Annotated in this window: 22 protein-coding genes; 11 read left to right on the top strand and 11 right to left on the bottom strand. The window is 43.4% G+C overall.

Annotation, left to right across the window (positions count from 1 at the left end; translation table 11 throughout):
* Positions 1–46 precede the first annotated feature (46 nt).
* Both rbfA and truB read left to right on the top strand, forming a co-directional pair.
* Complete coding sequence (gene rbfA / locus TPSD3_RS01890) at positions 47–409, top strand: 30S ribosome-binding factor RbfA (RefSeq protein ID WP_086486899.1); 363 nt, start codon at positions 47–49, stop codon at positions 407–409.
* 6 nt (positions 410–415) lie between these two features.
* A complete protein-coding gene (truB, locus tag TPSD3_RS01885; RefSeq protein WP_086486898.1) occupies positions 416–1,351 on the top strand; it encodes a tRNA pseudouridine(55) synthase TruB in 936 nt (311 codons plus the stop codon).
* 229 nt (positions 1,352–1,580) lie between these two features.
* Here the strand turns inward: truB and TPSD3_RS01880 are convergent, their stop codons facing one another.
* The 7 genes from TPSD3_RS01880 to TPSD3_RS01850 are packed head-to-tail and all read right to left on the bottom strand — an operon-like array spanning position 1,581 to position 7,040.
* On the bottom strand, positions 1,581–1,883 hold the full coding sequence (locus tag TPSD3_RS01880; protein ID WP_086486897.1) for a hypothetical protein: 303 nt from the start codon (positions 1,881–1,883) through the stop codon (positions 1,581–1,583).
* Between the two features lie 27 nt (positions 1,884–1,910).
* Entirely contained in the window at positions 1,911–2,861 is a 951-nt protein-coding gene (locus TPSD3_RS01875; protein ID WP_086486896.1) for an AAA family ATPase, read from the bottom strand.
* 51 nt (positions 2,862–2,912) lie between these two features.
* Positions 2,913–3,605, bottom strand: a complete 693-nt coding sequence (gene scpB, locus TPSD3_RS01870) for an SMC-Scp complex subunit ScpB (protein WP_086486895.1) — start codon at positions 3,603–3,605, stop codon at positions 2,913–2,915.
* Positions 3,606–3,607: 2 nt separating this feature from the next.
* On the bottom strand, positions 3,608–4,441 hold the full coding sequence (locus TPSD3_RS01865; RefSeq protein WP_245391504.1) for a segregation and condensation protein A: 834 nt from the start codon (positions 4,439–4,441) through the stop codon (positions 3,608–3,610).
* Entirely contained in the window at positions 4,438–5,655 is a 1,218-nt protein-coding gene (locus tag TPSD3_RS01860; RefSeq protein WP_086486894.1) for a tryptophan--tRNA ligase, read from the bottom strand. Before TPSD3_RS01860 ends, TPSD3_RS01865 begins: the two co-directional genes overlap by 4 nt.
* Before the next feature lie 36 nt (positions 5,656–5,691).
* Positions 5,692–6,369 carry a site-2 protease family protein gene (locus tag TPSD3_RS01855; RefSeq protein WP_086486893.1) on the bottom strand — a complete coding sequence of 226 codons (678 nt, stop codon included), beginning with the start codon at positions 6,367–6,369 and terminating at the stop codon, positions 5,692–5,694.
* Between the two features lie 53 nt (positions 6,370–6,422).
* Positions 6,423–7,040 carry an L-threonylcarbamoyladenylate synthase gene (locus TPSD3_RS01850; RefSeq protein WP_086486892.1) on the bottom strand — a complete coding sequence of 206 codons (618 nt, stop codon included), beginning with the start codon at positions 7,038–7,040 and terminating at the stop codon, positions 6,423–6,425.
* A gap of 242 nt (positions 7,041–7,282) precedes the next feature.
* Between TPSD3_RS01850 and TPSD3_RS01845 the strand changes: the two genes are divergently transcribed.
* The 4 genes from TPSD3_RS01845 to ubiH all read left to right on the top strand — a co-directional run bounded on the left by TPSD3_RS01845 (position 7,283) and on the right by ubiH (position 12,019).
* Complete coding sequence (locus tag TPSD3_RS01845; protein ID WP_245391503.1) at positions 7,283–7,912, top strand: slr1658 family protein; 630 nt, start codon at positions 7,283–7,285, stop codon at positions 7,910–7,912.
* Between the two features lie 22 nt (positions 7,913–7,934).
* Positions 7,935–8,279 (top strand): slr1659 superfamily regulator, encoded by a 345-nt coding sequence (locus tag TPSD3_RS01840; protein ID WP_086486890.1) that lies wholly within the window; start codon positions 7,935–7,937, stop codon positions 8,277–8,279.
* Between the two features lie 136 nt (positions 8,280–8,415).
* Positions 8,416–10,671, top strand: coding sequence for a response regulator (locus tag TPSD3_RS01835; RefSeq protein WP_086486889.1), 2,256 nt, complete (start codon positions 8,416–8,418; stop codon positions 10,669–10,671).
* Between the two features lie 46 nt (positions 10,672–10,717).
* Positions 10,718–12,019: a 2-octaprenyl-6-methoxyphenyl hydroxylase gene (gene ubiH / locus TPSD3_RS01830; RefSeq protein ID WP_176329692.1), complete on the top strand. Its 1,302-nt coding sequence runs from the start codon at positions 10,718–10,720 to the stop codon at positions 12,017–12,019.
* Positions 12,020–12,041: 22 nt separating this feature from the next.
* On the opposite strand, the gene TPSD3_RS01825 is transcribed toward ubiH, so the two are convergent.
* A complete protein-coding gene (locus TPSD3_RS01825; protein ID WP_086486887.1) occupies positions 12,042–13,130 on the bottom strand; it encodes a cysteine protease StiP domain-containing protein in 1,089 nt (362 codons plus the stop codon).
* A 346-nt stretch (positions 13,131–13,476) separates the two neighbouring features.
* Entirely contained in the window at positions 13,477–15,012 is a 1,536-nt protein-coding gene (locus tag TPSD3_RS01820) for an extracellular solute-binding protein (protein WP_176329691.1), read from the bottom strand.
* 49 nt (positions 15,013–15,061) lie between these two features.
* Here TPSD3_RS01820 and TPSD3_RS01815 point away from each other — a divergent pair, with 49 nt between their 5' ends.
* Positions 15,062–18,010 (top strand): ChaN family lipoprotein, encoded by a 2,949-nt coding sequence (locus TPSD3_RS01815; RefSeq protein WP_176329690.1) that lies wholly within the window; start codon positions 15,062–15,064, stop codon positions 18,008–18,010.
* A 53-nt stretch (positions 18,011–18,063) separates the two neighbouring features.
* On the opposite strand, the gene TPSD3_RS01810 is transcribed toward TPSD3_RS01815, so the two are convergent.
* Positions 18,064–18,426: a hypothetical protein gene (locus TPSD3_RS01810; RefSeq protein ID WP_086486884.1), complete on the bottom strand. Its 363-nt coding sequence runs from the start codon at positions 18,424–18,426 to the stop codon at positions 18,064–18,066.
* A gap of 276 nt (positions 18,427–18,702) precedes the next feature.
* Here TPSD3_RS01810 and TPSD3_RS01805 point away from each other — a divergent pair, with 276 nt between their 5' ends.
* The gene (locus tag TPSD3_RS01805; RefSeq protein ID WP_086486883.1) at positions 18,703–19,089 is read left to right on the top strand and encodes a hypothetical protein; all 387 of its coding nucleotides are present in this window, start codon (positions 18,703–18,705) and stop codon (positions 19,087–19,089) included.
* A gap of 210 nt (positions 19,090–19,299) precedes the next feature.
* Complete coding sequence (locus TPSD3_RS01800; RefSeq protein WP_086486882.1) at positions 19,300–20,241, top strand: flagellar biosynthesis protein FlhF; 942 nt, start codon at positions 19,300–19,302, stop codon at positions 20,239–20,241.
* 219 nt (positions 20,242–20,460) lie between these two features.
* On the opposite strand, the gene TPSD3_RS01795 is transcribed toward TPSD3_RS01800, so the two are convergent.
* A complete protein-coding gene (locus tag TPSD3_RS01795; RefSeq protein WP_086486881.1) occupies positions 20,461–21,231 on the bottom strand; it encodes a DUF4198 domain-containing protein in 771 nt (256 codons plus the stop codon).
* Between the two features lie 515 nt (positions 21,232–21,746).
* On the opposite strand from TPSD3_RS01795, the gene TPSD3_RS01790 reads away from it, so the two are divergent.
* Together TPSD3_RS01790 and TPSD3_RS01785 are read left to right on the top strand one after the other, a co-directional pair.
* Positions 21,747–22,895: a porin gene (locus TPSD3_RS01790; protein WP_086486880.1), complete on the top strand. Its 1,149-nt coding sequence runs from the start codon at positions 21,747–21,749 to the stop codon at positions 22,893–22,895.
* An 81-nt stretch (positions 22,896–22,976) separates the two neighbouring features.
* Entirely contained in the window at positions 22,977–23,795 is an 819-nt protein-coding gene (locus TPSD3_RS01785) for a ferritin-like domain-containing protein (protein WP_245391502.1), read from the top strand.
* Positions 23,796–23,801: the final 6 nt, after the last annotated feature.

Below are 23,801 nucleotides of genomic sequence, written 5' to 3'. Positions count from 1 at the left end.
CAGAACATCGCTGGTGTTGGCTCATTTTTTTTAAGGTATTATTCTCATGCCAAAAGAATTTAGTCGCACCCAACGAATTGCGCATTTATTTCAACGCGAATTGGCTGATATTATCAGTCGAGAAATCCAACATCAGGCATTAGGTTTAATTACCATTTCTGCGGTGGATGTATCGCCTGATTTAAAAAACGCTAAAATCTACATAACCAGCCTGAACAGTGCATTAACACATTCAGAAATCAGTGATTATTTAAATCAACAATCCAGTTTATTAAGACATTTATTAGCGCAACGTTTAAAAGACATGCGTTATATGCCGCGGTTGCAATTTATCTACGATGAATCGGTAGAATATGGCAGTCGTTTATCGGCTTTAATTGATTCGTTACATCCCGACACGAAAAAATAAAATCTCATGTCCAAATTACGTGGCCGTCGAATAGACGGCATTTTATTGTTAGACAAACCCACTGGCATCAGTTCTAATGCGGCGTTGCAACAGGCTAAACGCTTATTTCAAGCCCAAAAAGCAGGGCATACGGGCAGTTTAGATAATTTAGCGACGGGATTATTGCCGATTTGTTTTGGTGAAGCGACCAAGTTATCGGGTTTTCTGTTGGCGGCGGATAAGGGATATATTGCCGATTGTCGGCTGGGTTACAATACAGACACGGGCGATGCCGAGGGGCAAATTATCCAGCAGCGGGCTTTACCTGAATTACTAGATGCAGAAAAAATACAAGCAATTTTTGCCGAATTTCTTGGCATACAACAGCAAATCCCACCCATGTATTCTGCACTAAAACAACAAGGACAACCCCTGTATAAGTTAGCGCGGCAAGGAAAAACGGTGGCGCGTGCGCCGAGAACAATTGAAATTATTGCGTTGACATTGCTGTCTTTTTCAGGGGAACAGTTGCAATTTCACGTGCATTGTTCCAAAGGCACTTATGTACGCACTTTGGCCGAAGACATCGGCGAGCGATTGGGTTGCGGTGCGTATTTAACGGCTTTGCGTCGGGTGACGGTGGGCGATTATCGAGAAATGTATTCTTTTTCACAATTGGAATCGATTTTACAAGCGCAGGGCATGTCAGGATTAGATCAATGTTTACTGCCATTAGAGACGGCGTTGCCTCATTTTGCGGTGCTTTGTGTTTCACCTGCGGAAGCCTTGCGTCTGACACAGGGACAACGTATTGCGGTAGAAACCTGTTATTGTGCGGGGACATCGGTCTGTTTACACCGTGAAGAAGGGGAAAATCGTGTTTTTTTCGGTTTAGGTGAAATTGCAGTGACTGAAGAAGGCGAATATGTGGTGATGCCTAAGCGTTTGCTTAATGAGGCTTGAGTAAACTTATTTTTCTAAGGCAAAATGATAAGTCTGAATCAGAAGTTATGGAATTTAAGAAAAAATTTTTTCCATTTGTCCACTATTACAATTCCTCTGTTTTGAGCAGTTCACTTAACGGTGGAGTTTTTTAAGAATTTCGCGGACTTGCTCAATATCAGGAGCAGGGCGATCTCCGAAATTAAGGGCGAATTCTATATCAAAATTATTTGCCTGTTTGTGATATTCATCATACCTCTTTTCCGTTCAAAAGATCATCCAAAATGATGACATCTTTAACCTCTTCTTCAACATCATGAGGCATAAGAGGCATTGAGGTGACTCCTGTTTTTCTAACGATTTTATGCGGAGAATCATAACCCAATGTCACTAACCATTCTCCACCGCTCTCATCAAATTCCACTTCTTCTAATGCTAAATTACGAATAGGCAATTCATCTTTAAACAATAATTTGATCTGCTGACATGCAATAGCAACTGCCTCAGTCACATCTATTTCTTTAGTTTTAATTTCAACATTATCTTCACTCATGTTATTCTCCAATATCAAAAAAACACCTCAAATCGGCACCGCCACCTTACGCAAAATATCTTCCACAATCCGATCCGCTTCATAACCTGCAAAATGGGCTTGGGAATCTAATTTCATGCGATGCGCAATGACCGCCACGGCGATTTCTTGAATATGATCAGGGGTCACAAAGCCACTGTCATCAAACAACGCCAAAGCCTGCGACATGCGCATTAACGCCAAAGATGCCCGCGGACTCGCCCCCATTTTCACCCCGTCGGCTTCACGAGTGGCACGCACCAATTCCACAATATAACGCTTTAATTCTTCGCTCATTCTCACCTGACACACCGCTTGACGTAATTGGCGAATTTGCTCCCGATTCGCACACGGTGGCAAATCTAAATGCGGCAATTGTTGATATTGTCGGGCAGTTAAAATTTCAACTTCCTGATCCACCCCGACATAACCCAAACGAAAACGAATCGCAAACCGATCCATTTGCGCTTCTGGTAATGGATAAGTGCCATGAAATTCCATTGGATTTTGCGTCGCAACCACAAAAAATAAATCACTCAACGGATAACGCACCCCATCTAAACTCACTTGCTGCTCGCCCATCGCTTCTAATAACGCCGATTGCGTGCGCGGCGAAGCGCGATTAATTTCATCGGCTAATAAAATTTCGGTAAAAACAGGCCCTTGATGAAAATGAAATGTCTGATCTTTTTGATCAAAAATCGATACGCCTAAAATATCTGAAGGCAATAAATCAGGCGTGAATTGAATCCGTTGGAATTCGATTTGTAATGATTGCGCTAAGGCTTTGGCTAAAGTGGTCTTTCCCGTACCGGGCAAATCTTCTAATAACACATGACCGCCACTGGCAAAAGCAGCTAATAATTTACGAATAGATTGTTTTTGTCCACTGACCACTTTTTCTAAATTACTTTGGATATTGTGGTAAATGGTCAGTGGCGAAAAAGAGTCATTTGGCATGGTAAAAGTTCAACGCTAGAAAACACGATAAAAGTGATATTCTTTTAATGATTAAGAAGGGTCTAATTCTGAGTGATTATCCTCTTTATCGATATTTGTTTTTAACGGCGGTAAGGCCCGTAAAGAAGGCGATAAAGACTCAGGCAACATATCTGGATTGGCAGCTAATTCTTCTTCCTCTAATTCGCTGTCATCTTCCAACAAATCAGGTTGCAATTCCAAATCTTTCAACTCAGCTAATGTGGGTAAATCATTAAGATGTTTCAAATTGAAATGATCTAAAAAGGCTTTGGTGGTGCCGTATAAAGCAGGTCGTCCCGGTGATTCCCGATGGCCTAACACGCGAATCCATTGATAATCCTGCAAAGTTCGCATAATTTGCGTACTTACACTGACTCCGCGAATTTTCTCAATTTCAGCTCTGGTAATCGGTTGACGATAAGCAACTAAGGCCAAAGTTTCTAATAAAGCCCGTGAATAACGCGGCGCACGCCGTGTTAATAATTGCTTTAACCACGGATGCAAATGCGATTTGACTTGAAACCGAAAACCACTAGCCACTTCCATTAATTCAATGCCCCGTTCCGCACAATCATCTTGTAATTGGGACAATAACGCCCGCAATTCTCGACGACTCGGCGGTTGCGATTCTTCAGCGAATAATAAACTCAGATGATCTAAATCTAATGGCCGCCCTGAAGACAATAAGGCCGCTTCTAAAATGGCTTTATAATGACTGCTCATAATTAAAATGATTTAACCGATTCAGGCGCGCTGATTAAATTGAGATAAATAGGCGCAAACGCATCGTGTTGTGACAGACGAATGACCGCTTCTCGCACCAATTCCAACACCGCTAACAGTGTCACCACAGCACCTGCGCGTCCTTCGGTGATATTAAAAAGTTGACTGAATTCAAGCTGTTCCCCTTGTGCCAATTCGCTGATGATGTGACTCATGCGTTCTCGGACAGACAACGGCTCACGGGCGATTTGGTGGGAAGTGTACAGCGTTAATCGCTCCGTAACCCCCTGCATCGCATACAACAAAGCCGATAAACTCACCGGTGGAATTTCCCGTTCGCGGGCAATGTCTGGCGATTCGACCCGCGCCAAAAATACATCTCGCCCCACTTGCGGCAATACCGATAAAGCTTGAGCTGCTTTTTTATAGCGTGCATATTCTTCTAATTGCCGTACCAATTCGATGCGTGGGTCTTCGGCATTATCTTGTTTATTCGCCTTATGCACTGGCAATAATAAACGTGATTTAATCTCCACCAATACCGCCGCCATCACTAAATATTCTGCGGCTAAATCTAAGCGCAATTCCTGCATTAATTCAATATAATGTAAATATTGCCGTGTCACTTCTGCAATGGGAATATTTAAAATATCTAAATTCTGGCGTTGAATCAGATATAACAACAAGTCTAATGGCCCTTCAAATGAGCTGAGAAAAACTTGCAACGCATCGGGTGGAATATATAAATCCGTCGGTAAATCAGCCAACAACGCCTCGCCCACACGAATGGGAGGCGTAGTGAGATCGGGAGTATCGGTCAAATTTTCCTGATTCAACGGTAATGTAAACCCATGACTTGTCTGACTTCTTCCATCGTTTCGCGGGCGGTGGCGCGGGCTTTTTCGCAGCCTTCGCTCAATAGACTTCGCACCATATCGGGATCGTCCGTGTAGCGGGCGGCGCGCTCCTGAATCGGTTTTAACTCTAACTGCACTGCGTCAATAATCGGTTGTTTACAGTCTAAACAGCCAATATCTGCCGAACGACAGCCCGCTTGTACCCATTCTTGCGTTTTTTGATCGGAATAAATCTGGTGAAATTGCCACACGGGACATTTTTCTGGCGTTCCCGGATCCGTGCGGCGCACCCGCGCGGGATCAGTCGGCATCGTGCGGATTTTCGTCTCAATCTGCACGGGATTGTCGCGTAAACTGATCGTATTTTGATACGATTTGGACATTTTCTGACCGTCCAAACCGGGCATTTTACTGACTTTGGTCAATAAGGCTTCGGGTTCGGGTAAAATCGTGCGTGTGTCGCCTTCTAAATAGCCCAATAAGCGTTTTTTATCGCCTAACGTCAAATTTTGCTGACTGTTGACCAGAGCTTGTGCGGTGCTTAGGGCTTCGCCATCGCCTTGTTCTTGATAGCGTTTACGTAATTCTTTGTATAATTTAGCGTTTTTCTTGCCCATTTTGCGCTTGGCTTCTTTGGCGCGTTCTTCAAAATCAGGCTCACGACCATAGATATAATTGAATCGCCGCGCAATTTCGCGGGTCATTTCAATATGCGCCACCTGATCTTCACCCACGGGAACTAATCCCGCACGATAAATTAAAATATCCGCACTTTGTAACAACGGATAACCTAAAAAACCATAATTGGCTAAATCCCGATCTTTCAACTTTTGTTGTTGATCTTTATAAGTCGGCACCCGTTCCAGCCAACTCAGGGGCGTTATCATCGACAATAACAAATGCAATTCGGCATGTTCTGGCACTTTGGATTGAATAAAAACAGTGGCTTCATTCGGATTAATGCCCACAGACAACCAATCCACAATCATATCCCACACATGCTGAGTAATATGTTGCGTATTTTCATATTCGGTGGTCAAGGCGTGCCAATCGGCAGCGAAAAAAAAGCAGCGGTATTCATACTGTAAAGTCAGCCAATTGTTCAGCACACCGTGCAAATGTCCCAAGTGTAATTGTCCTGTCGGACGCATACCAGACAAAACACGAGGCGGTGTCGATAAGCTCAAGGTCATCTCCTGTATTAATGGGTGCAATAAAAAATGTTCGGATTAAAGCCCAAAAATGGCTCTAAAAATTCGGTAAAATAAAGTCAGTAAGGGATAAAGAATTAAGTTAAGCACACCTAACAGCAGTAAGCCTAACAAAATAAAAAAACCAAACGGCTCTGTTTTGGCATAATAAAACGCTAAACGCGGCGGCAATAAACTGCACAATACTCGACCACCATCTAGCGGTAAAATAGGCAATAAATTTAAAATCATCAACAATAAATTAATGATTAAACCTGCCTGAGAAACAAAAAACAAAAAACCTAAGGACTCACCGGTGATTGATTGCAGTTCAGTGTATTGTGACATGAGAAAAGCGATTTTACCCACTATCGCCCAACCAATGGCCATAAGCAGATTCGCCCCCGGACCTGCCGCAGACACTAAGGCAATATCCCGACGAGGTGAGCGTAAATGTTGCCATTGTACGGGAACGGGTTTTGCCCAACCAAAGATAAATCCCGTGCTTAATAACAGCAAAATCCCCGGCACCACCACCGTTCCAATCGGATCAATATGTTTAAACGGATTGAGGGTGACACGCCCTTGTAAATAGGCCGTACTGTCTCCCAATTTCATCGCCACCCACGCATGAGCCGCTTCATGCAAGGTAATCGCCAGTAAAACCGGTAATGCCCAAATCGCAATTTGTTGCGTGACAGATAATTCGCTAAACATGAAATCACTCTTTACATTTTTTTGTTGATAACGATAATCACGATTTTAAATCATTATAAATGATCAATTTTTCCTTTACCTTCACGCAACACTTTGGGAACATCTTCGGTTAAATCTAACACGGTCGTCGCTTCAAAACCACAATATCCACCGTCAATAATTAAATCAACGCAATGTTCTAATTGTTCACGGATACTGTAGGCATCCGTTTCGGGTAATGCTTGATCAGGTAAAATTAAAGTAGAACTCATAATCGGTTCATTTAATTCGCGCAATAAGGCCTGCACAATGGCATGATCGGGAACACGCAAACCAATAGTTTTACGCTTTGGGTGTTGTAAGCGGCGGGGAACTTCATGCGTGGCGGGTAAAATAAAGGTATAAGGCCCCGGCGTTAAACTTTTCATTAAACGAAAGGCTTCATTTTTTACTTTGGCATAGCTGGCAATTTCTGACAAATCTTGACAAACCAGTGTAAAATTGTGATCTTTGTCAGTTTGTCTGATGCGTTGTAATTTTTCCATCGCCGCTTTATCGCCAATATGACAGCCCAGCGCGTAACTGGAATCCGTAGGATACACCACAATCCCCCCGGCGCGAATAATGCCCACCGCCTGATGAATTAAACGCGGTTGCGGATTTTCGGGGTGAATGGCAAAAAATTGGCTCATGATGACATCCGTGGTCTTAAATCTGCAAAAATTGTCCGAAGTTAAAGGTGATAAAACTGCTTGAATCGTTTAATGTACAGGCTTTATGATAGGCGCGAGTTGATTAAAAATAAAACGCTCTGCGGTTTTAAAAACTAAAGGTATCCACGTCTGCATTTAAACTGAGGTGATAATAATACCTATCGCTTGTCATTTTTGCACGCTATGCTGTACATTGACAAGCGCGGCACCCATAAATTTTTATGGGACTAGTGACCACAGACAATCCACTCACGGAGTTGCTGCACGTTATGATTGAAGTATTTGGCAATTATATCAATGAATTTCCCGAAAATTCTGAATATTTGGTGGTGGGTTTTTCCCCCACTTCGATTCCATTAAAACGACGTTGGCGTAACAATGGATTATCGGCTGATTTTATTGCGGATTATTTACAGACTTTTTTTGTGACTGAAGACCAAGCCATTAGTCAAAAGCAAATTCAGGTGAAAAAAAATGCGGTTAAATATATCGCTAATGAATTATTAGAAAACGCAATGAAATTTAGTGATGAAGCGGTTCATTATTCTACACGAATCGCGTTTCATTTGCACAGCGACAGTTTGATTTTTCATGTCACCAATAGCATTAATCCAGAAAATGCTAAAAAACTGAAGGCATTTATTGAAAAGATAGAACGAGAAGACCCGCATGACCTTTATTTTCTTCAGATGGAAGCCAATGCAAATGAAGGCAGTCAAGGACATTCTGGTTTGGGTTTTTTGAGTATGATTTGCGATTATGAGGCAAAGTTGGGCTGGCGATTTGAAGTATTAGAACTGCATAACCAAAACATGACTACGGTGACCACAATGGTCTATTTAAGCCTCTAATAACAAGGAAAATGGAACGATCATGGAAATTAAAACTGACGATTATCACATTATTTTCGACAAACCCTCTGCGACGGTGATTTGTAAGGGATCGCTGCTGTTAAGTGGCACAGAAGAATACGCACCCATTCTTGACCTGCTCAATCAAGCCGCCGAACAACAAGCAGAACAGTTGGTTTTGGATTTGCGGCCATTGGAGTTTTTAAACAGCTCAGGGATTAATACCTTGACTAAATTTGTGATTAATGTGCGCAATCGGCAAACTTTACAACTCACGGGAATGGGTTATGAAGAAATTCCTTGGCAGGTGCGTTTACTGAAAAATTTAAAACGCCTAATGCCTGATTTGCAGTTGAATTTAGAATAGAATTATTAGTTTTATTAAGTTAGGAATGTGAGCTTGATGAGTTGTTATTACAGGTATTTTTAACTATTTTTACCGCCACAATAATAACAAATTGCTTATTTCCCATTTTTTTCTTCATTGAGACGTTATCATTCTTATGACGGACAATTTACACGCAGAAAATTTGCAATTACGTGAGCAATTGGCAGCGATAACCTTGCAACTGCGACAGGCACAGCAAGAGAAACAAGATTTAGAAATTTCTCTGGAAACCATGACCGAACACGCCGATGAATTTGAACAGCAATTGGTTGAGGCACGAGATAATTTAGAACAACAAGTGTTGGATCGCACGCAAGAATTAGCCGAAAAAAACCAGTTGCTGAAACAAGAAATTCATGAACGTGAACGGATCGAAGAAGCACAGCGTAATAGTTTAATTTTTCTAAAAACCCTTATTTGCAGTATTTCCAGTCCCATTTATTATAAAGATTTAAATGGTTATTACATGGGATGCAACACTGCATTTGAGCAATATTTAGGCATGAAAGAAGCCGATATTGTCGGGCGCAATGCCACTCATTTATTTCCTCCTGAAGTGGCCGCTGATATTTGTACGAAAGATCAAGTGGTGTTTCAAACGCAAGAATTGCAAAGTTATGAAACCACACTGATTTATGCGGATAAATCTCGACACGATTGTATTGTTAATAAAACGGTATTTAAAAATTCCGAAGGGCAAGTGGTGGGTTTGGTGGGCATGATGGTGGATATTAGCGAGCGTAAACAGACCGAACAAGCCTTACGCACCGCTAAAGAAGCCGCTGAAGAAGCCAATCAAGCCAAAAGTGCTTTTTTAGCCAATATGAGTCACGAATTGCGCACGCCGTTAAATGCCATTATCGGTTATAGTGAAATTTTAAAAGAAGATATGACGGAAATGGCTTGTGAAGATTTAACGCCTGATATTGATAAAATTCATAATGCAGGAAAGCATTTATTAGGCTTGATCAATGATGTGTTAGATATTTCTAAAATTGAAGCAGGCAAAATGGATATTTATAATGAACATTTTGATCTGACTAAAATTGTAAAAGATGTGGTGCAAACCGTTGTCCCCTTAATTCAAAGTAAAAATAATAAATTAATGTTTGAAACCGTAGGGCAGATTGGGGAAATTTATAGCGATTTAACGAAAATTCGGCAAATTTTGTTTAATTTATTAAGTAATGCGGCCAAGTTTACCGAAAATGGCATGATTCATTTAACGATTACTCGTTATGCGTTGGAAGCCCGCGATTGGGTGCAAATGACGGTGCATGATCAAGGCATTGGCATGACGGAAGAACAGGTGAATAAACTGTTTCAACCGTTCACTCAAGCCGACATGTCCACCACCCGCAAATACGGTGGCACGGGATTGGGGCTGACCATTACGCAACGTTTTGCCACCATGATGGGCGGCTATATTCGCGTACAAAGCGAATACGGAAAAGGCAGCACTTTTACCGTGGCCTTGCCCGCCTTGGCCGCGGAACATACGGAAAATAAAGAAAATCAAACCTTAGCCCATCGTTTGTCACAAATTCCCCCCCAAGACAGTGAAACAACGACTGACCATGTCTTAATCAGCAATCGATTGGTTTTGGTGATTGATGATGATGCGGTGGTGCGGGAGTTGTTACAAAATTATTTAAACAAACAAGGCTATCAAGTGGCACTGGCTGATAATGGACAAAATGGCTTGGCATTGGCACGAGAATTAAAACCCCATGCCATTACTTTAGATGTCATGATGCCGGGGGTCGATGGTTGGATGGTCTTAAATGCCTTGAAAAAAGACCCTGAATTGACAAAAATTCCGGTGATTGTGGTGTCGTTTATCGAAGATAAAAGCATTGGTTATTCTCTCGGTGCGGCTGAATATTTAACGAAGCCTATTGATCGAGAAGAATTAAATCAGGTATTAAAGAAATTTTTAGATGTGAATGATAAAGGCTCACAATTAATTTTAGTGGTTGAAGATGATCACGTCACGCGCAATATGATTGCCACCATGTTGCGTAAAGCAGGTTGGCAAATTCAAACGGCAGAAAATGGCGTGGAAGCCTTGAAATATTTGGCATTAACCTCACCTGATTTAATTATTTCCGATTTAATGATGCCTGAAATGGATGGTTTTGAATTTATTTCTACCATAAAAAACACTGAAGTCTGGCGAAAAATTCCCGTGGTGGTTCTCACTGCCAAAGATTTAACGCCCCAAGATCGAGATGTTTTAAATAATAAAGTAGAGCGTATTTTCCAAAAAGGGCAGTATCAACGTGATGAATTATTATTTGAAATTCATCAATGTTTATTAAATTTAAACCATGAATCTTCTGACTTATCTGACGCGCCAATGTCCTCTTAAAGAACCGTGTCAAATTTTTTTAAAACCAGCCAAAGAAATAACAACAATGAATCACCCTATCCCATCAAATGACGCAAGCCATAAAACAACGCCTATCGACTATGATGTATTAATTGTAGGCGCGGGATTAGTGGGGGCAAGTTTAGCGGTGGCCTTGCGTAACAGTGAATGGCGTGTGGGATTAATTGAGGCCAGCGCATGGACTCCGCAGCATTTGCCTGCGGGCTATGATGACAGAATCATTGCGTTAAATTACGGCTCACAACGTATTCTTTCAGGACTGGGTGTATGGCATCACGTGGCGAAACAGAGTACAGCTATTCATTGTATTCATGTGTCGGATCGGGGTCATTTTGGGGCGGCGCATTTGACAAGGCAACAACTGGGTTTACCCGCTTTAGGTTATACAGTGTCGGCTAGAGTATTGGGACAAAGTTTACAACAGGCCGTTTACCAATATGCGACGACGCAATTATTCCCCTCCAGTCAACTACAACACGTCCAAGATCAGGCTGATTATCTCGCAGTCACTCTACAAAATGCAGAGCAAACCCGCACGCTGTGTACTCGTTTATTGGTGTTAGCGGATGGGGGAAATTTTGCGTTACAAGAACAATTAGGGATTCAACACCACATCCACGATTATCAACAAACCGCCGTGATTGCCACAGTCACTGTGTCATCTCAAAAATTATCCACAGAAACAGTGGCTTATGAGCGATTTACAGCGACAGGCCCTTTAGCATTGTTACCTTTGGCGCATCAAGATTACTCATTGGTGTGGACAGTTCCCAGCGCGCAAGCGACGGAAGTATTGCATTTGTCCGATAAAGATTTTTTAATTGAATTACAAAAGGCATTTGGTTGGCGAGCGGGGCGATTTATTCGGGTCAGTCCGCGTCGCAGTTATCCGTTGAAATTGGCTCATGTTCATGCGGAGAGCATTCCAAATCGTACGGTGATCATTGGCAACGCCGCGCATACGCTGCATCCCATTGCTGGACAAGGGTTAAATTTAGGATTACGCGATGTTGCCAGTCTCACCGAAGCCATCGGGATGGCACAACAAGAAGGGATAGAACTGGGCAGCGCGGATTTTCTGCGCGCTTACCACAATTGGCAACAACCTGATCAACAACGCATGATTCGTTTGACAGATTCGCTGGTCACTCTTTTTTCTAATGAAAATATGCTGCTGTCATTGGTACGTAATATGGGACTGGTGGCTCTCAATCATTTTCCACCGTTAAAACAATGGTTAATGACCCAGATGATTGGATTACACGGACACCAATCACATTTGTTGCGCGGCTTGCCGCCGTCGGGGACGGGAGAAAAAAATACTTAAATCCCGCACCCAAAAATTCACCTCACTCTTCAGTCATCACCAAAGCCGCTTTATAAGGCATAGAAGACATTTCTGTGACAGGAATTCCCTGCTCATTTGCCAAGAGTAATAAACCTTCTATATCCGAAGCCCGACGATTTCTCACCAATAATTCACTGGCTTGACCATTCCCTTGCAATAATAAGCGCGTAGATTCGCCTAATCCGGGTTTAAATTGACGCAAACTGGCCAAGCGGTAAGTTTTTATCATTTCATCCATAAACGTTTGACTGGTTTCTTGCTGGCGAATTCGCACTTCTGGTTGAATGCAAGGCGGCGTGTTATCTAATTGCTTAATTTCTGCCAATAACTGCTCCACATACCAACGAGATAAATCTTCGTCTAAGCGATATTCAAAAAAATAGCAATTAAAAAACGAATCTAATTCCGTTTCAGATCGCCAAGGACGGCTCACTAAGCCATTAATTGTGGCGTTTAATAAAGCAGAAGGAATTAAATAATCTTCCGTAGTAGCTGCAATCGTGGCAATTCCCGCTAAATCGGCAATAACATGCAAATCGGGTGAAATTTGCGTTTGATATTGACGATTAAATTGTGAAATGCCTTGCCATAAAGCTCGTGCGACTGTTCCTGTTGCTGTCCAGCCATCGACAAAAGTAATATCACGTCCTAAGGGATCGTGATGTTGTAAAATGTATTTTAAAGCGTTTTCGTCTAACCCTGCATCGCTGAGAAGTGATACACTATAATGCGCCATATCCACTTTCAAATGCTCTTGCAGAGTACGCTTCAGTAAAACACCAATCGGAATGCCCGCTCGCGCCAAAGAAACCAGTAAACGGGGACGTTTACGAGAACGAAACATCAGTTGACGCGCTAAAGACAAAATATCTTGCGCCAATCGCCGCCGATTTTGGGCAAATGCGGCGTAAAAAAATTTTAAATAGGCTTCAGAGGGTTGATATTCCACCGCTTGCACGCCGGAAACTGCGTCAATTGTTTCTTCAGAGGGTTGTTCTCTGATGATCTGCGGGGTGAACAGCAAATGCACATCGCTGGCGGCGTAACTGCCATGAAAATGGCTCGAATAAGAACTTGAATAATCAGACATATCAGGTTTTAAATGGGATAAGGTGAATGAACAAAAATAAGACGTGGTATGGTAACATTTTCAGGCGAAACTGGGCAAACTCAAGGGGATGTGATATGTATCAGAATAAAGCGTCTATTTCGGCAGTCAAAACTAAATTAAGTCGTTAAATAAAAATATTATTACCTCGTTCCCACATGGCAAGCCTGTAAAAGAACTCCTAAAAACACCATTTTTTCGTTATCGAATACTGAGAAAATGAGGTTTTTTTACAGCCGCGGCATGGGAACGAGGAAAACGAGGAAATTGCTCAGTCAAAGCTGATGTGTTTTTAGAATCCTTTGGCAGAGAAGTTTTCTTTACTCACTCATTTTCTTTCCTGCAATTTAACCAATTCCCGATAGGCTTGTTTCTGCTGTTCCAATCCCACGCGCAAAGTGATTCTATCCCATTCTTTAGCCGCTCGATCTAAGGCTTGTTGCGGGGTGGCTTTTCTGGTTAAGGCTTGGGAAACCGCTGTTGACAGCGCATTAACATACAACTGATTGGCGGGAATACGTAAGTCAAAGACGCGATTCGGATGATTCAAAGTCTCTTGTAACGTTTGCGTATACTCTTTGGCCACTTTCTCATCAAACCCCGCGTACTTTACCCAAAATTCAGGCGCAAAATCCGCCTCACGATACGGATTAACCCCATAACTGCCGATGGTTAAATCATAGGCTTGATTTTCAGGATTCGACATAAAACCTAAAAAATCAAAAGCCGCTTGTTGATTCGGACTGTCGGCGGGTACGCCCATAATCCAGCCCCCCCACGCAATAAATGGAGCGCGATTAATCTCTGGAAATTCATCCCATTGTTGCGTGTTTCGATTCCATACCTGCTTGGCACCGGGCGCGAGGGCTGCACTGACTTTGTTACGGATGGGCGATTTTTCGCCCATTGCCTGTATAAAACCATCATCCCAATTCACCTGTAACGCGCCCTCGCCTTCCCCAAAACTATAAATGACATCGGCCAAAGTAAACTTACGCCCATCAGGTGGATAAAAAGCCTGAATTTGTATCATATCTTCCAAAGCTCGCACCCAACCGGGCGTATTGATCAAGGGAGTCATGTCTTCCACATCGAAAAAAAAGCCTCCTGTCACCGCTGGATGTTTGACATAAGGCGCGGCGCGAACGACAAATTGCCAAAACAATTGTGCGTTTGGCTCAGTCATCTCAATAGAACCGTATTCAACTTTACCATCCCCATCCCAATCCCAACCATTAAAAAACTCAGCCACATCTCGATATTCGCTCCACGTTTGTGGTGTTTGCAAAGGATAACCATATTTATCTTGGAATTTCGCTTGATAATCCGCATTATCTATTGCATCTAAACGATAACTTAAAAAATGCTTATCGCCATCAATGGGAATGCCGTAAGTTTTGCCCCCCCACAAGGTTAAATGGCGATAAATAGGTAAGGTTTCTTGCCATTGTGGTGAGGCTAACATTTCTTTAGGCACGGTGGCTAAATAACCCGGTGCCATAATATCTCCCGCCCAATTCGGTGGAAAAATAATCGCATCCCAAGTGGGTGTTCCCGTAAAAAAAGGAGTCATGACTTTTTGAAATAACTCCGATAATGGCACTGTCACCACATTCATTTCCGCGCCGGTTAATTCGCTAAATTGCGCCGCATGTAATTGTGTGGGGCCGCCCATCACGGGAGGAGATAAAGTAATAATATTTAATTTCACTCCCGTATAATCTTTTTTATCCATATTGGAATAAGAATAAGGGCCATCCGAAACAAAAAAAATCGGAAACTCTTCCACATAATCCCTGGCCTGAACCGTTAATAAACTGCCACTGCCCCATAATCCTATGGCAAAATAATAATGAATGTTCACTGTAACTCCTATTAACATGACACCGCGACGCGGTTTTAGAGGAATAAAAATGGTTCGATATTTATCTTTACTTAAAGGCGTAATTTTATGTTTATTACTGATTCTGCCTATTTTTGCATTCGCCACACCATTACAATACGAATTAACAGTTGAGATTGATCCTGCACAAGGGCGTTTAACGGGTCATGTGCGTTTGCACAGCGAGACAGATCGCATTGTTGAATTAGCAATAAATCCTGATACCCATTTTTTAACAAAAAATCCTGATTGGGTACATTTGGTTTCTCATTTGGCCATTCCGTTGACAGCGGGAAAAGCGGTCACTTTTTCTTACCATGTTTTATTAACGACAGATCAGTATAATTGGGTGGATGATCGCCATTTGGTATTAATACACAATTGGTATCCCAAACCCAATACTTTAACGCAATACCAATTCACAGCGCGTTTACCCGAAGGATTCGTAGCCAATTCTGAAGCCGATGAAATCATAGAAAGATCAGACGCTTGTCAGACTGAATTCACGTTTATTTTTCCCCATCCGCGTACAGAATTACATCTTGTTGCATCTAAAGATTATATTTACGAAACGGCTGATTATAACGGCATTGAATTAGCGGCTTATTTTTTTCCCCAACACGCGCATTTAATAGACACTTATTTTGAGTATAGTCGCAAATACTTACAACGCTATGAAACTTTACTCACTCCCTATCCATTTAAGCGTTTTGCCATCGTTGCCAATCCCCAACCGACAGGTTACGCAATGGCGACTTATACCTTATTGGGGCAGCAAATTTTATCGCTTCCTTTCGTGTTAGAAACCTCATTGGCGCATGAAATTTTACACCAATGGTTAGGTCATTTTTTATATACCGATTATGCCAGCGGCAATTGGTCGGAAGGATTAACCAGTTATTTAGCCGATCATGCTTTGCAAGCCGATAACGATCAAGACAGCGATTATCGTAAAAATGCCCTGTTAAAATACCAAGCCTATATCACGCCCAATACCGCACAAAAAGCCCGAGATTTCACTGTGCGGCATGATCAAATCAGTAGCGTAATAGGTTACAATAAAGTGATGTTTTTATTTCATCATTTAAGAAAACAATTAGGCGATACTTTATTTTTTTCAGGCTTGCAACACTTATTGCATCATTATGCGTTTCAAACGTTAAGTTGGCAAGATTTAATAGACACTTATTCCAACTTGAGTCAACAGCCGCTGACGGCCTTATTTTCGCAATATTTAGATCGCAGCGACATCCCCAATATTACGGTGGCCAACGCACAAATTAAAGCGGTTAAAAACGACATTCAATTGCAATTCACCGTGCAGCAAAATACGGAGCAGCCTTATCAACTGCTATTAAATGCTGATCTGCATTTTTCCGATGACGTGATGAGCAAAACAATTATTCTGGATCAGAAAGAACAGATAATCACTTGGTTATTGCCTGCCATTCCTACAGCGGTTTATCTTGATCCGCATTATGATACTTGGCGACAATTAAGCGCGGCAGAGCAAATTCCCACTGTGGATCAAATCCGCGGACAAGCCACAGGATTAATTGCCATTACGCCCGAAGATCGCCCGCAATATCACGCTTTATTACAACAAGAACCTTTTAAACATTGGACGCTGATTCATCCTGATGAAATGAATTTTTCTCAATTGCGTCAACATAATATTCTCACTAATGCGTTCGATCATCCTTTAGTGCGCCATTTATTTGCCGCGGTAAAACCACCAGAAAACAGTGAATTTTGGTTACAAATTCATCGCCATCCGTATCATGCAGAACGATACATCACGCTATTACACAGCGACAATGCGTCTTCTGTAGAACATCATGCCCGACGAATTCGCCATTATGGCCAATATAGTGAATTACGTTTTAATGCTGAAAGCATCGATAAACAACAAACCATCGCACAAAAAGGAATACTGGTCTTTTCTCGTCCCGCACCGCAAGCCGTTCCCGTCGCCGCGGCGCAGCCATTGGCTCATCTCAGCGAAGAATTACGCCGTCATCGGGTGATTTACATTGGCGAGCAGCACGATAATATGATGCACCATATCAATCAGTTGCATTTGATTCAACAAGTGCATCGTTTGGGAGAACCGCTGGCCGTGGGGTTGGAAATGTTCCAGCATGGACAGCAAGCGGTGTTAGATGCTTATTTGCGCGGCGAATTGTCGGAGGAGGAATTTTTGGTGCGCAGTGAATATTTTACCCGCTGGGGTTACGATTATCGCTTGTATAAACCAATTATTGACTACGCTAAACAACATCATATCCCGTTGATTGCGCTGAATATTGCAGGAGAAATTACGCGTCAAGTGGCGCGTCAAGGTCTTGACAGTTTAGACGATAAACAGCGGGCGCAATTGCCGCAATACATTGATACCACCGATACGCGCTACCAACAAGAATTAAGCCATATTTTTTCTCAACATCAGCGTGATCAAGGACATGCCGATTCGGCGCAATTTTTACAAGCGCAATTGCTATGGGATGAGGCGATGGCGGAGACGGCCGCCCAATTTTTACTCACACACCCTGAACATCGCCTAATTGTATTGGCAGGCAATGGGCATATTCGGCATGGCTATGGGATTCCCGCACGGGTAGCGCGGCGCGTGGAGGTATCGGCGTTGACCTTTGTGCAAGGGGAAGAAGTGAGTCCCGGTGTGGCTGATTACGTGTTGCTTTCTCCGCCGCTTGATGGAGACATGTCTCCGCGTTTGGGCGTGATGTTGGAAGAAAAAGAAGGACTATTGATTGTTATCGAATTACAAAATGATTCGGCCGCGGCGCGTGCAGGCATCAAAAAAGGCGACCAATTGTTGCGTTTGTCTGACAAAACGCTGGACAGTGTGGCGCGATTAAAAAGTATTCTAGTCCACATTGATGCCACCGAAACCGTCTCATTCATTGTGCAACGCGGAAAACAACAAATAGAAGTGATGGTGTCGTTTTTACCCGAATAAGAGCCACTTCGCGTCCCAACACACGTTAGGACGCGAGAAAGGCTATCAATGCGTTATTCTGTGGTATCTGCTTTTTTTGCGGGATAATGATCCAGTAATAGCGCGTTCATTTCTTGTAGTTTGGCGCGCAATATTTCTGGAGATTCTTCTCCGCGTTTGTAAATGTCCAATACTTGTTGTACTGCGGTGGAAAATTCAATCGCCCATTCGCTTTGGGTGGCTTCGTTATAATTGCTTAACGCATATTCTAATAATAAACGAATCACATCACTTCTTTTTAATTTAGAAGATTCGGTTAATTCTGTGATTTGAATCGCTAAACGTTCGGGAATGCGGGCAGTAATCACTTGCTTTTTATCAGCAGTGCTGCGGCGCGAGGAACGATTAAAAATGTTGAGTAATTGCTGTGTGTTCATTAGATTTTCACGGTGTTGTTATTTACGTTTTAACTGGCACTCAATGCCAGTGGATTACAATAAAACTATATTAATACTTATTAGCCAAACTGTCTATGCTTAAATTCATTATTTTTGCGGCAACCGAAAAATGTTTTTTATGATTTCCTTGTGCTTGGGTTTAGTGAATTCTTAACTACAAAATGGGGTTAAAAATTCACTCTATTGGCATCGTTTTGCAATAAAATGATTGTATCCTGATAGTTGAGCCACTGCAAAAAAAAGGATACCCCGCCCATGTCACCGCTATCGCGTCTTGTGACGCTTTATCTTTACAGTTATTTCAATCAGATCAGTGCGCATTTTGCCAATGCCGAAATGTTGTTGCGCGCTTTAGAACAGGTGGCGCAAGAACAAGGTACTTTGTACTTTAAAGAGCGCACGGATGAGGATTGTGAATTAATTTTATGTGCCAATCAAGGACAATTTACGTACGCCTATCAATGTCAGCAAGAACGCCCCGAACCATTAAACCGCGAGCAAGTCTTAGAATTAATTGAAGAAATGTATCAAGGATTGCATTGGGATGATGACGATTGGGATGAGGAAGACTGGCTGGATGAGGAGGATGAAGATATAGACCACGGCGATTATCGAGTGGCTTGTTTGCCCCGTTATGGTTAGGCGCAAGTTGTATTTAAGTAGTTAAATAAAAGTATTCAGGTATTAAAAGCGTTCAGAATTTTCACATTTCTACCGCCCCCTACCCCCTCCTGCTAGGCAAAGGTATCTACACAAGTGAAAATTAAGTGAAAATAGAGTATAAATCATCGGTATGAATTTAACTTACCTAATATTGAAAGTCGGCTTCAGGGACGCTATCGGCGTTTGGTCATGGAGCATCTTCTATTGATGGAGGCGCATAAAGGGGTAGCAGAACGTTGCGACAAATACGCATTATGTGTGCATGATTGGTCGATGGTGAATTTTGGCAAGCACCAAAGTAAGCTCGACCGTAAGCAGCGTGCGCATAAAAACGACATCGGTTACGAGTTGCAAACGGCCTTGTTACTGAATGACCGTAACGGAGAGCCGCTTGCGCCAATGGTGCAGAATGTGGTGACGGATGCGGGTGTATGGTCGAGTTACCATGACGAACGGATTAAGTTCCAAGCCCATTTGGAAGAATTGACTTCACGTATGGCGTGGATAGCGAGTCAAGAATTTGTGCATCGAGTGGTACATATCATTGACCGAGAAGCGGCATCTGTACAACATCAACGCCAGTGGGACGAAGCAAACCATCTGTTTGTGCTGCGTGATAAAGTGGGTTCTAAAGTGGAGTTTAACGGTCGAGAAGTTAAGCTGGGCGAGGTTGCGGACAGTCTGACTTTTCAAATAACCCACGAAGTTGAAATTAAAGGCAAAAAAGCGATGCAATATGTTGGCGAGGCTGAAGTTACGATGACTCGTCCAGCCAAGCCAAAGCGATGTGATGCCGACGGTAAGCGGGTCAAACCGATAAAAGGGAAGCCACTCAGAGTACGCCTGGTAGTCAGTCGAATTCTCGATAATGAAGGTCATGTACTGGCAGAATGGGTATTGTTGAGTAATGTTTGGGATGTTGACGCGAAAACGACGGCGTTATGGTATTACTGGTGTTGGCGTATTGAATCGTTTTTCAAATTGCTCAAGCAAGCAGGGCATCAACTAGAGAGTTGGCAACAAGAAAGTGGTCTGGCATTAGCCAAACGTCTGTTAATTGCGAGTATGGCCTGTGTTCGAGTTGCATCAATTCCGCAACCTACTCCGAAAAACCTCCTCCGCATTCGCTAAATTAGTACCTGAATAGACTTGTGTAGTAGATACCTTTGCCTAGCAGGAGGGGGGTAGGGGGCGGTAGAAATGTGAAAATTCTGAACGCTTTTAATACCTGAATACTTTTATTTAACGACTTATCTCGTTCCCACCGACCCTGTCGGCCGGCCGTCCCGATGCGCCGCGTTCTTGCACGTCGGGACGGCATTGCCACAAGCTTGGGGGAACGAGGTAATATTAACGGATCATATCACGGGTACGCACCCAAATTAAGCCGCCTAATTCGACGGGAACAAGTTCACCTTGGGGATTTTTTTGGGGATGTTCGGCTTCGATGAGGGCGGCGAATCCCCACCAACCCGCTTTGGGCATGGCGTAAGAAAAAACGCCTTGGGCATCTGCTTTGATGACTTGAGTGAGAAAAGGGCTGGCGGGAATTTTTACGCCGTCATCATTAAAATACTCCACTTCAATCTCAGCAAACGGCACCGCTTGGGCGTGGTGTTTGACGATACCGCGAAAGAGATTGCCTGTCCATAAGCCATAGGGACGCACCAGCGGTTCAATTTCTACGGGGAAACCCACAAGCTGATCCCATGCAGAAACCCCTTCAAACGCATCGACAATCACTTTGGTGTAGTGAATGATGAGCTGACCCTCATCAGGCTCCCAATAAGGTGCGGGTTCAAGATAAAAAAGATGATCACGAGGTTGGGTGAGGGTGAAGCGGGCGTGAAAAAATTGTTGGCCGTTGGGACTTTGCTGGGCAGTTAATTGCGCTAACAAGTCGTGTTTTTTACCGTCCAAAAACACGCCAAATTGGCGCGGCATCTCCATGGACATCAGCGGCCCTTGTGCCATCGGGTGGGTGAAGGCAAGGAGAAAAGTGAGGGTTTTATCATCCGCGTCAGCGACAGAATCGCTGCTGGGAAGTAAGGTTTGAAAATGGGCGTGACAGACGGTAGAGAGAAGCAAGAGGAGGGGAAGGGTAAAAAAACGATAACACATGATTGAACGCCTAAAGATTGGGATAGGAAACAGTGGGATTCTAAGCCAAGTGAGCTAGGAAAACCAGAGCGGCATAAACAGATGGCAAAACCCCACCGCGTACCTCAGCGACAGCGTTGTGTGACAAAAATAGAGTTTTAGGCGTGGGGATGATGACCGGTACGGAATAAATACAAAAAAAAGAAGTGAATCCTATCTTTTTAATAGTTATTAATGAGTTAGCGGTGTGGCGATAAATTTTTGGGCGCACCTTGATTGTCTCTTTTTTACCACAAAATAAGAAATGTGGTTTTTTTGCATACTAAGTGTTGCACTTTTCTTGCAGCTAAGATAAAGTAAACCACATCGCATTAATGTCTCACAGGAACGCCCTGTGTCAATGCCAAAAGATTTTTTTAATCACGACAAGATTATGACCGTTCTCTGCGAAAAGCGGCTCGCCCAAAGGCAGAAACAGAAATAATGGAGTCTCGATTCCCCTGATTTTGTTTTACTTCTATGGAGACACTCTACAAATGAAAAAACGCAACCTTATTGCTCTTGGCGTAGCCAGCGCGGTATTTGGTCTAGTCCCTGCGGTACAAGCCGCCGATGTGACATTTTCGGGTCAAGCCAATCGTGCCATCATGTATGCGGATGATGGAGCGGATTCTGATACTTTCTTCGTTGATTCCGAAGTTGCGCCTACTCTGTTCAACATCATGGGCGAACATGCGCTGAATGAAGATGTGACGATGGGCATGCAAATCGAAGCCACCCACAGTTCCAACAACAGCCATGCCGTCACCATCGGACAAAAAAGTTCCGTCGGCACAAACTCCTTCCAAGAACGCAAGTTAGAAGTCTTCTTCCGCAGCGACAAAATGGGGACTTTGTGGTTAGGTCAAGGCGAAATGGCCTCTGAAAATACCTCAGAAGTCGATTTAAACGAAGCCAGCTTGGCCGGGATTTATTCCTACACGGCGGATTTTGGGGGTAACCTTGGGTTTCGTGACAGCAACGGCGCAGCCTTAGCCATTGACACAGTCATCGGCGATGTCGCTAATAACTTTGACGGTTTAGGCCGTGATGATCGGGTGCGTTACGACACCCCTAAATTACACGGCTTTATGCTCTCCGTTGCTGCTGGCACGGCCAAGCAATGGGATGCTTCTGTGAATTATGCCGCTTCTTTTGGTGAATTAAGTTTTGCAGCTGCGGTGGCTTATGCGGATCCCGGTGACGTGTATGATTGGAAACATCAGTACAACGGCTCATTGTCTGTGGCGCATTCAGGCTTCAGTTTAACCTTAGCCGCGGGGGGTCAAGAGTATGATGACGAGTCTCGTGGTTTAGGCGACATTTTTGATGACATCGATCTGAAAGACCCCTTGAGTTCTTTATTTGGTGAAGACAATCCTGTTTCTTACTACGGTAAATTGGGTTACTCAGGCAATTTAGTGCCAATGGGTAAAACCAGTTTTGCTATCGACTACAAATACACCGAACACCAAGTTATGGTTGATGACGAATACACCAGCTATGGGGTCGGTATGGTGCAAGCGATTGATTCAGCTAGCACAGAATTATACTTAGGTTTGCGTAATCACGAATTAGAGCGTAAAGGTGTCAGCGACATTGAAGACATCTTCGTGGTGACAGCAGGCGCACGGGTCAAATTCTAAGCACAGACATATTCCTGCCAACGAGGGATAACCCACTGCCATGTGGTGTTATCCCTTTCTGCTCTGACTGTATTAACTCTCATGGACTGTTCCGATTTATTCAGCCAAGCGCACCGCTGTTTGATGAGCCAAACCGCGCATGAAAAAACATATCTCACCCTTCTCAGTGCGCAAGCCTGGCAATTAAATCATCTCACATTAACCCCGCCCCCACTCCCACCACAACACATTCATCAGCCCGGACATCCATCGACTTTGCAGTTAGTCGATCCCAAGACCGTTCCGCGTCGTCGCTTAGGCACGCTACACGGACAAGCCGCTTTACTGCACGCTTTGGCGCATATTGAGTTTAATGCGATTAATTTGGCATGGGATGCGGTGTATCGTTTTCGGGATTTACCGCGGGCTTATTACGATGATTGGGTTAAAGTGGCTTATGAAGAGGCTTTTCATTTCAAGCTATTGCAAAGACAATTGCAACATTTTTCACTCGATTACGGCGATCTTCCCGCTCACAACGGTTTATGGGAGATGGCGATAGCCACGGAGACTGACCCGCTATTGCGCATGGCATTGGTGCCACGTTTGCTGGAAGCTCGCGGACTGGATGCCACACCGTCCTTGATCCATCGCTTAAAAACTCAAAAAAATAACGCACTGGCTGCCATTCTTGATATTATCTTACACGATGAAATTGGTCATGTGGCGATTGGTTCGCGTTGGTTTTGCTACCTTTGCCAGCAGCGTGGGTTGCCACCGGAAAGCACTTTTTATCAGTTGCTAAAAAAACATTTCACCGGCCAATTACGTCCTCCTTTTAATCATGCGGCGCGTTTAGCGGCGGGGTTTTCAGAGGCAGAATTAGCGCAGTTAGCCCATTGGGAACGGGATAAGGTTTAAAGCAGT

The organism is Thioflexithrix psekupsensis (genome assembly GCF_002149925.1).
GTDB classification, from domain to species: Bacteria; Pseudomonadota; Gammaproteobacteria; order Beggiatoales; family Beggiatoaceae; genus Thioflexithrix; species Thioflexithrix psekupsensis.
The sequence above is the reverse complement of the archived record's forward strand: the minus strand, read 5'-3'. Positions and strand labels throughout refer to the sequence as shown.

What these genes read in the sequence shown, in the direction of transcription:
- rbfA (WP_086486899.1), top strand. Translation starts at nt 47, where the DNA reads ATGCCAAAAGAATTTAGTCGCACCCAACGAATTGCGCATTTATTTCAA.
- truB (WP_086486898.1), top strand. Translation starts at nt 416, where the DNA reads ATGTCCAAATTACGTGGCCGTCGAATAGACGGCATTTTATTGTTAGAC.
- TPSD3_RS01880 (WP_086486897.1), bottom strand. Translation starts at nt 1,883, where the DNA reads ATGAGTGAAGATAATGTTGAAATTAAAACTAAAGAAATAGATGTGACT.
- TPSD3_RS01875 (WP_086486896.1), bottom strand. Translation starts at nt 2,861, where the DNA reads ATGCCAAATGACTCTTTTTCGCCACTGACCATTTACCACAATATCCAA.
- scpB (WP_086486895.1), bottom strand. Translation starts at nt 3,605, where the DNA reads ATGAGCAGTCATTATAAAGCCATTTTAGAAGCGGCCTTATTGTCTTCA.
- TPSD3_RS01860 (WP_086486894.1), bottom strand. Translation starts at nt 5,655, where the DNA reads ATGACCTTGAGCTTATCGACACCGCCTCGTGTTTTGTCTGGTATGCGT.
- TPSD3_RS01855 (WP_086486893.1), bottom strand. Translation starts at nt 6,369, where the DNA reads ATGTTTAGCGAATTATCTGTCACGCAACAAATTGCGATTTGGGCATTA.
- TPSD3_RS01850 (WP_086486892.1), bottom strand. Translation starts at nt 7,040, where the DNA reads ATGAGCCAATTTTTTGCCATTCACCCCGAAAATCCGCAACCGCGTTTA.
- TPSD3_RS01845 (WP_245391503.1), top strand. Translation starts at nt 7,283, where the DNA reads ATGGGACTAGTGACCACAGACAATCCACTCACGGAGTTGCTGCACGTT.
- TPSD3_RS01840 (WP_086486890.1), top strand. Translation starts at nt 7,935, where the DNA reads ATGGAAATTAAAACTGACGATTATCACATTATTTTCGACAAACCCTCT.
- TPSD3_RS01835 (WP_086486889.1), top strand. Translation starts at nt 8,416, where the DNA reads ATGACGGACAATTTACACGCAGAAAATTTGCAATTACGTGAGCAATTG.
- ubiH (WP_176329692.1), top strand. Translation starts at nt 10,718, where the DNA reads ATGAATCACCCTATCCCATCAAATGACGCAAGCCATAAAACAACGCCT.
- TPSD3_RS01825 (WP_086486887.1), bottom strand. Translation starts at nt 13,130, where the DNA reads ATGTCTGATTATTCAAGTTCTTATTCGAGCCATTTTCATGGCAGTTAC.
- TPSD3_RS01815 (WP_176329690.1), top strand. Translation starts at nt 15,062, where the DNA reads ATGGTTCGATATTTATCTTTACTTAAAGGCGTAATTTTATGTTTATTA.
- TPSD3_RS01810 (WP_086486884.1), bottom strand. Translation starts at nt 18,426, where the DNA reads ATGAACACACAGCAATTACTCAACATTTTTAATCGTTCCTCGCGCCGC.
- TPSD3_RS01805 (WP_086486883.1), top strand. Translation starts at nt 18,703, where the DNA reads ATGTCACCGCTATCGCGTCTTGTGACGCTTTATCTTTACAGTTATTTC.
- TPSD3_RS01800 (WP_086486882.1), top strand. Translation starts at nt 19,300, where the DNA reads ATGGAGCATCTTCTATTGATGGAGGCGCATAAAGGGGTAGCAGAACGT.
- TPSD3_RS01795 (WP_086486881.1), bottom strand. Translation starts at nt 21,231, where the DNA reads ATGTGTTATCGTTTTTTTACCCTTCCCCTCCTCTTGCTTCTCTCTACC.
- TPSD3_RS01790 (WP_086486880.1), top strand. Translation starts at nt 21,747, where the DNA reads ATGAAAAAACGCAACCTTATTGCTCTTGGCGTAGCCAGCGCGGTATTT.
- TPSD3_RS01785 (WP_245391502.1), top strand. Translation starts at nt 22,977, where the DNA reads ATGGACTGTTCCGATTTATTCAGCCAAGCGCACCGCTGTTTGATGAGC.